General features: G+C 67.0%; 1 protein-coding gene. It reads right to left on the bottom strand.

Annotation, left to right across the window (positions count from 1 at the left end):
* Positions 1 to 1016: IS110 family RNA-guided transposase (locus tag ITP53_RS55365; protein ID WP_195903492.1), on the bottom strand; the 1016-nt coding region annotated here is incomplete at its 3' end.
* Between the last annotated feature and the right edge of the window lie 236 nt (positions 1017 to 1252).

The raw sequence follows: 1252 nt of genomic DNA, 5'->3' as shown, positions 1-1252 counted from the left end.
GTGCGCGAGAAGCCGAAGACGACGCGTCCCAGGATGCCGCCGAGCCAGGGGTTGCCCTTCCCGCGGCCCTTGGCCTTCTTCTTCCCCGCTGACTCGTGTGTCTTGGGGCAGAACTTGGCCCAGGAGGTCAGGTGGGCCGGGGTGGGGAAGCGACTCATGTCGACGCCGATCTCCCCGATCAGCTCGCTGGCGGTCGTGGTGTCGATACCGGTGACCTCACACAGCTGGGCCACCTGATGGACGAAAGGGGCGACCGCCTCCTCGATCGCGACATCCAACGCGGCGATCTGGGCGTTCATCCGGTCGATGTTGTCGAGCATCATCCGCAGGAGGCGGGCGTGGTGGGGGGTGAAGAACCCTTCCAGCGCCCGCTCCAGCTCGGTGAGCTTGTGCCGGGCGCGGCGCTCGGCCAGGTCGGCCATCACGTGCGCGTCACGTTCCCCGCCGATCAGGGCTTGCATCATGGCCCGGCCGGAGACCCCGAAGATGTCGGACAACACCGAGGAGATCTTGATCTGGGCGTCCTCCAGCAGCTTCTCCACCCGCTGCCGCTCTCTGGCCTGATCTTGCACCAGGGCTCGGCGGTAGCGGGTCAGGTCCCGCAGCTGCCGGATCTCGGCCGGGTGCACCAGCGATGGCCGGCACATCCCCCGTTCGGCGACCTTGCACAGCCACACGCAGTCCAGCTTGTCGGTCTTGGCCCGGCCCGGCAGATTCTTCACATCCCGCGGGTTGACCAGCCAGACCTCGAACCCCTCGGCCTCCAGCAGGTAGTAGACGCCCTTCCAGTACGACGAGGTCGCCTCCATCACCACCCGGGTGACGCCGTGCTCATGCAACCACTCGATCATCGACCGTAACTGCGCGGTGCTGGTCTGATACGGGCGGACCTCCTGCAAGCGCCGCCCGGCCCGCGATGGGTGCGGAATCCGCACACACGCCTCCAGTGCGCTCTTGCCCAGATCCAATGCCGCGATCCGCTCCACGTGCAGCTCGATCTCTTCGGCTTCCTCCACGGACGTTCTCCTCCGCACCGGGGACAGGGGACGGTCGCCCGCAGGAGCCGACGGGGACGGGAAAGAGTCGGACCCTCGTGCTCGTGGCAAACAATGCGCAGCCCCATGACACGGCTCCCAGCGATCAAACTGACCTACGGACTCACCTGCGCCAAAGAGCTATCGACGTCGGCGGGCAACCAGCCCCGATTTTCCCGCATGCGCCGCGGCCCCGCAGGGGCCCAATCAACTGACCT

Origin of the sequence: Nonomuraea cypriaca (assembly GCF_015645445.1) — a bacterium.
In the GTDB taxonomy this organism is placed as follows: Bacteria; Actinomycetota; Actinomycetes; order Streptosporangiales; family Streptosporangiaceae; genus Nonomuraea; species Nonomuraea cypriaca.
Note: the sequence above shows the minus strand (reverse complement) of the source record. Positions and strands in the feature narration are given on the sequence as shown.